Raw genomic sequence first — 5,071 nt, forward strand, 5'->3', positions numbered from 1 at the left:
CCGGAGCCGCAGTCCAGGTGGTCGCGCCCGATGGCCAGCGGGGCGGCCAGTTCCCCGCTCGCCACCATGTCGTTGAACCGCTCCCCGGCCCGGTCGCGCTCCCCGTAACCGAGCCAGCAGATGCGGGCGGGCAGCCCCTGGAAGCGGACCCGCTCGCCGGCCATCCTGATCCAGCGGTGCAGCGATTCGTTCTCCGGGAACAGGTCCAGGATCGCCCGGTCCGTCTTGTGGATGTCCGACGCCTCGCCCGAGAGCGCCGCCCAGCGGAACGGCCCCTTGCCCTCGCAGAAGAGCGGCCGGATGTACGCCGGTACGAAGCCGGGGAAGTCGAACGCCCGCGCGTATCCGGCGAGCTGGGCCTCGCCGCGGATCGAGTTCCCGTAGTCGAAGACCTCCGCCCCCGCGTCCATGAACCCCACCATCGCCTCGACGTGGGCGGCCATCGACTCACGGGCCCGCCGTGTGAAGTCGGCGGGCTTCTCGGCCGCGTAGGCGGCCATGTCGTCGAAGTCGACGCCGGCCGGCAGGTAGGCGAGCGGGTCGTGGGCACTGGTCTGGTCGGTGACGATGTCGACCGGCGCGCCCTCCGCGAGCATCCGGGGCAGCAGCTCCGCCGCGTTGCCCAGCAGGCCGATGGAGAGCGGGCGCCGGGCGTCGCGCGCCTCGACCGCCAGCTGGAGCGCGTGCTCCAGGGAGTCGGCCCGGACGTCCAGGAAGCGGTGCTCGATGCGGCGTTCGATGGCGCGCGGGTCGCAGTCGACGCACAGGGCCACGCCGTCGTTCATCGTCACGGCCAGCGGCTGGGCCCCGCCCATACCGCCGAGACCGGCCGTCAGCGTGATCGTCCCCGCCAGGGTCCCGCCGAACCTCTTGGCGGCGACGGCGGCGAACGTCTCGTAGGTGCCCTGGAGGATGCCCTGGGTCCCGATGTAGATCCAGGAACCGGCGGTCATCTGCCCGTACATGGTCAGTCCGAGCGCCTCCAGCCGGCGGAACTCCTCCCAGTTGGCCCAGTCGCCCACCAGGTTGGAGTTGGCGATCAGGACGCGCGGCGCCCACTCGTGGGTCCGCATCACGCCGACCGGCCGCCCCGACTGGACGAGCATCGTCTCGTCCTGCTTGAGCGTGCGCAGGGTCCGGACCATGGCGTCGAAGGAGCGCCAGTCACGGGCCGCCTTCCCCGTGCCGCCGTAGACGACGAGCTTGTCGGGGTGCTCGGCGACCTCGGGGTCAAGGTTGTTCTGGAGCATGCGGAGGGCGGCCTCCTGCTGCCAGCCCAGGGCGCTCAGTTCCGTACCGCGCGGTGCCCGTACGGGCCGGGGTCCTGACATGGGGGATGCCTCCTCGCGACTGCGGCTGGACTATTCACATCCTGAGCCTCTGAATACTCCTAGTCAACAAGGCGTCCCCGCCAGGCCGGGCCGCCCGCCTCTTACACGACGCCGCGCATGTTCCTTTGGAAAATGCCAGAACTCCCTCCCCGGCCGAGCACGTTGCGTAGCCTCTCCAACACAGCCGTACGCCACGTCGGGAGGGGAAACAGCGGTGCCCGGAATCGACGAGTGCCTGCTCGAAGTCATGAGGCTGCCCGGTGCCCGGGGTGCCGCGGTCGTCGACTGGACGAGCGGCCTCGCCCTCGGCACCATCGGCGAATCCCCCAACGGCGACCACGAGGCGACGGCCGCCGAGACCGCCGAGGTGGCACGCATGGCCGCCGAGCAACCGGTGTTCGCCCAGGCGCGGACCCTCTCCCACGACACGGCCGCCGCCGCCAACGCCCCCGCGGTCGAGGACGTCATCGTCACGACGGCGCCCGGCTACCACATCCTGCGTTTCGTCGAGACGGCGTTCGACAGCAGCGTCTTCCTCCACCTGTGGCTGGACCGCTCGGAGGGCAATCTCGCACTCGCCCGGATCAAGCTCGGCGAGATCGCGCAGCGGCTGGTCCTGGCATGAGCCCCGCCGCGACCACCCGGCCCCGGGCAGCCGGCCGGGCCGTGCTCTCCCCGATGCTCCAGCGGCTCGCGGCGGAGCGCGCCACCGGCGCACTGATACGCGACCACGGCACGCTCTACCTCGCCGACGGGCAGGTCGTGCACGCCGAGAGCCCCGCCACCCCCGGCATCGACGTCCTGCTGACCACCGGCGGCGCGTTACGCGACGAGGGCTGGTGGGACGCGGTCGCCCAGGCGGGCGCCGGACAACGCGTCGGCCGCTACCTCGTGGACAGCGGACGGGTGCCGGGCGGCGCACTGGAGCTGTGCCATCTGGGCGCGCTGTACGACGCCGCCTTCTTCGCCCTCGCGCCGACGAGTGCCCCGGCCCGTTTCCGGTACGGGGTCTCCCACTGGATCGGCCCCGTCCGCCCCGTCCCCGTGGACGCCGTGCAGCGCGAGACGCTCCGGCGCCGGGAACTGCTGGACCGGATCTGGCCCGACGCCCTCACCGACAGCGCCCCGCTGACCGCCACGGCCGGCCTGGCCGACGCGCCGGTACCGCCGCGCCAGCGCCGCGTCCTGGACCTGGTGGACGGCGTGCGCACGGCCACGGACATCGCCCAGGAGCTGGGCCGCTCGGCCTTCCACATCCTGGTGGACCTGCGGCGGCTCGCGGCTGCCGGGCTGGTCGAAACGATTCGCCCCGCCTCGTCCGGCCCGGGTGACACGGCCGGCCGGATCGTCTTCCCCGAGGTCACGGCCGACCCCGACGTCGCCCTGCTGCGCCGGCTCCGCGACGCATTGGAGGCCCTGTGATACGCGCGCTCAGACAGCGTGCCGGGAGGAGACAGCTGATGGTGCCCGAGGCCGAAGCACAGGACGTCCTCGACGAGCTCCAGCGGTTACGGGCCCGGGTGCCGCTCCTGACCGGTGCCCTGGCCGCCAGCACCGACGGGCTGATCGTCGCCCAGGACACCCCGGGCGTCGAGGCCGAGGGCATCGCCGCCCTCACCGCCGCCGCCCTCGGGGTGGCGGTCCGGATGACGGACGCCACCGGCCGCGGCGGCTTCCGCGAACTGCTGGTCAGCGGCTACATCGCCACCTACGCGGCGGGCTCCTCCGCCGTCCTGACCCTCCTCGCCGAGGACCGCATCAACGTCGGCCGGCTCCATCTGGAGGGCCGCCGCTCCGGCGCCCGGATCGGTGAGGTCGTGGACGCCGTCCTGGAACGCGCCGAACGCCCCGCGCCCCCGCAGCGCCCCGACCGCACCGGGGCGCTGCCCCGGCGCCCCGCGCCCTACACCGACCGGCCCCCGACCCCATGACGCCACCCGGCACACGTCGTCGGCAGACCGGCACATCCGCCAGAAACGGACCGGCCACCCGGCCGGCCAGGGAAAGGAATCGAGCACTCATGGCCAACACCGAAACGGCACTGAAGGACGCGATGACGTCGATCGAGGGCGCCACCGGTGTCGCCCTCGTCGACTACACCAGCGGCATGGCCCTGGGCACCCTCGGCGGCGGCAAGGACTTCAACCTGGAGGTCGCCGCGGCGGGCAACACCGACGTGGTCCGCTCCAAGCTCCGCACCATGGAGCACCTGGGGCTCAAGGACGAGATCGAGGACATCCTGATCACCCTCGGCACCCAGTACCACATGATCCGGCTGCTCAAGGCCCGGGGCGGCAACGGTCTCTTCCTCTACCTCGTCCTGGACTCCGGCCGGGCCAACCTCGCGATGGCCCGCCACCAGCTGAAGAAGATCGAGGCCGACCTGGAGGTCTGAGGCCGGTCCTCAGCGGCGGCGCCGCGCCCCACCCGGCGCGGCGTCCCCCGCCATCGGCCCCGTCGTCCGGTACGCCTCCACCTGCCGGCCCGCGGGCCGGCCCCGCTCCACCCGGTCGGTGCGCACCCAGTACAGGACGTCGTCGCGGACCTCCCGCCGCCCGATGCGCACCGCCTTCAGCCAGAGCCCGGCCCCCGCGCCCGCCAGCACCAGCCCGCCGGCGCCGGGCAGCACGCACGCGCTCCCCACGGCCGCCAGGAACGCCCCGAGCAGCCACCACCGGTGCGCCCGCCGCCACAGGCGTACGGTCACGTCACGGTCCTGGAGGAAGTCGCCGCGCCCGGCCCGCGTCGCCGCCCCGGCGAGCACCCCGTACCGCCGCATACGGCAGCAGGCCACCACCGCGGCCGTCACCAAAAACAGCGCCGCGCCGGCCAGCAGCCCGATCCGGCGGCCGGTCAGCCCCGGTACGAAGCCCCCGATGGCCGCCGCCAGTACCCCCGGCCACCACATCGGCGCGGCCCCGGCCCGTACGATCACGGCCACCCTCGCCAACGACTGCGCTCCGCGCCCCACGTCCCGTACCCCTCTCCTGCTCTCTGCGGACCTTCTGGGCGCGGAGGCTAACGGGCGCAGATGAGGGCCGTCTGAGAAATCCGGCCGGGCCGGGCGCCGGGGCTCCGCCGCTCCGCCGAGCCGGGCCGAGTAGCGGGGCCCGGCCCAGGGCGGGGTGCCGCTACTCGGCGAACAGCGCCCGTGCCGCCGCCCGCGCGTCGAACTCCTCCAGGCGGGCCTGGGCGTCGGGCAGCCCGTCGCACATCGCCTCCAGCAGCACCCGCCCCAGCAGCATCGGCGCGCACGCGGTGTCGAAGGCGAGGCCCGTCCCCACCCCGGCCGGGATCAGCAGGTCGCTGTGCTCGGCGACCGGCGCGAACGCCGAATCGGCGACCGTGACCACGGTGAGGCCCTGCTGCCGCGCGTAGCCGAGGGCGTCCACGACCTCTCTGGGGTGCCGGGGCAGCGCGAAGCACATCAGCGCACCGGCCCCCGCCCGCCGGGCGGCGTCGATGCGGTCGTGCAGCATGCTGCCGCCCTCGTCGAGCACCCGCACATCGGGGTGCACCTTGGCGGCGAAGTACCCGAACCCCCGGGCCTGCGCGGACGCGGCCCGCAGCCCGAGGACCGGGAGCGGCCGGGAGGCGGCCAGCAGCCGTCCCGCCCGCTCCACGGGCCCGGTGTCGGCGAGCAGCCCGGCGAGCTGCCGGAGGTTCTCGATCTCGGCCAGGACGGCCTGCTGGTACGCGTTGTGCACGGGCGCGCCGGCGTCCGCCTCGCCCTCGGCGGG

The 5,071-nt window shown here is 74.0% G+C and carries 7 protein-coding genes; 4 read left to right on the plus strand and 3 right to left on the minus strand.

Annotated elements, in window-relative coordinates; all coding sequences use genetic code 11:
- Positions 1 to 1,331: urocanate hydratase (hutU, locus tag IH13_RS0103265; RefSeq protein WP_037840681.1), on the minus strand; the 1,331-nt coding region annotated here is incomplete at its 3' end.
- A gap of 214 nt (positions 1,332 to 1,545) precedes the next feature.
- Between hutU and IH13_RS0103270 the strand changes: the two genes are divergently transcribed.
- The 4 genes from IH13_RS0103270 to IH13_RS0103285 all read left to right on the plus strand — a co-directional run bounded on the left by IH13_RS0103270 (position 1,546) and on the right by IH13_RS0103285 (position 3,726).
- Complete coding sequence (locus IH13_RS0103270; protein WP_031080893.1) at positions 1,546 to 1,956, plus strand: hypothetical protein; 411 nt, start codon at positions 1,546 to 1,548, stop codon at positions 1,954 to 1,956.
- Positions 1,953 to 2,753 carry a helix-turn-helix domain-containing protein gene (locus tag IH13_RS0103275; RefSeq protein ID WP_031080894.1) on the plus strand — a complete coding sequence of 267 codons (801 nt, stop codon included), beginning with the start codon at positions 1,953 to 1,955 and terminating at the stop codon, positions 2,751 to 2,753. The genes IH13_RS0103270 and IH13_RS0103275 overlap by 4 nt, the downstream gene beginning before the upstream one ends.
- A 38-nt stretch (positions 2,754 to 2,791) precedes the next feature.
- The gene (locus IH13_RS0103280; RefSeq protein WP_031080895.1) at positions 2,792 to 3,262 is read left to right on the plus strand and encodes a roadblock/LC7 domain-containing protein; all 471 of its coding nucleotides are present in this window, start codon (positions 2,792 to 2,794) and stop codon (positions 3,260 to 3,262) included.
- 89 nt (positions 3,263 to 3,351) lie between these two features.
- On the plus strand, positions 3,352 to 3,726 hold the full coding sequence (locus tag IH13_RS0103285; RefSeq protein WP_031080896.1) for a hypothetical protein: 375 nt from the start codon (positions 3,352 to 3,354) through the stop codon (positions 3,724 to 3,726).
- 9 nt (positions 3,727 to 3,735) lie between these two features.
- Here IH13_RS0103285 and IH13_RS0103290 read toward each other — a convergent pair whose 3' ends face one another.
- Both IH13_RS0103290 and IH13_RS0103295 read right to left on the minus strand, forming a co-directional pair.
- Positions 3,736 to 4,272 (minus strand): hypothetical protein, encoded by a 537-nt coding sequence (locus IH13_RS0103290; RefSeq protein WP_031080897.1) that lies wholly within the window; start codon positions 4,270 to 4,272, stop codon positions 3,736 to 3,738.
- Positions 4,273 to 4,462: 190 nt separating this feature from the next.
- The coding region (locus IH13_RS0103295) for a MurR/RpiR family transcriptional regulator (protein WP_031080898.1) at positions 4,463 to 5,071 on the minus strand (609 nt) is incomplete at its 5' end.

Origin of the sequence: Streptomyces sp. NRRL WC-3549, assembly GCF_000721935.1 — a bacterium.
Lineage (GTDB): Bacteria > Actinomycetota > Actinomycetes > Streptomycetales > Streptomycetaceae > Streptomyces.

What these genes read in the sequence shown, in the direction of transcription:
- IH13_RS0103275 (WP_031080894.1), top strand. Translation starts at nt 1,953, where the DNA reads ATGAGCCCCGCCGCGACCACCCGGCCCCGGGCAGCCGGCCGGGCCGTG.
- IH13_RS0103280 (WP_031080895.1), top strand. Translation starts at nt 2,792, where the DNA reads ATGGTGCCCGAGGCCGAAGCACAGGACGTCCTCGACGAGCTCCAGCGG.
- IH13_RS0103285 (WP_031080896.1), top strand. Translation starts at nt 3,352, where the DNA reads ATGGCCAACACCGAAACGGCACTGAAGGACGCGATGACGTCGATCGAG.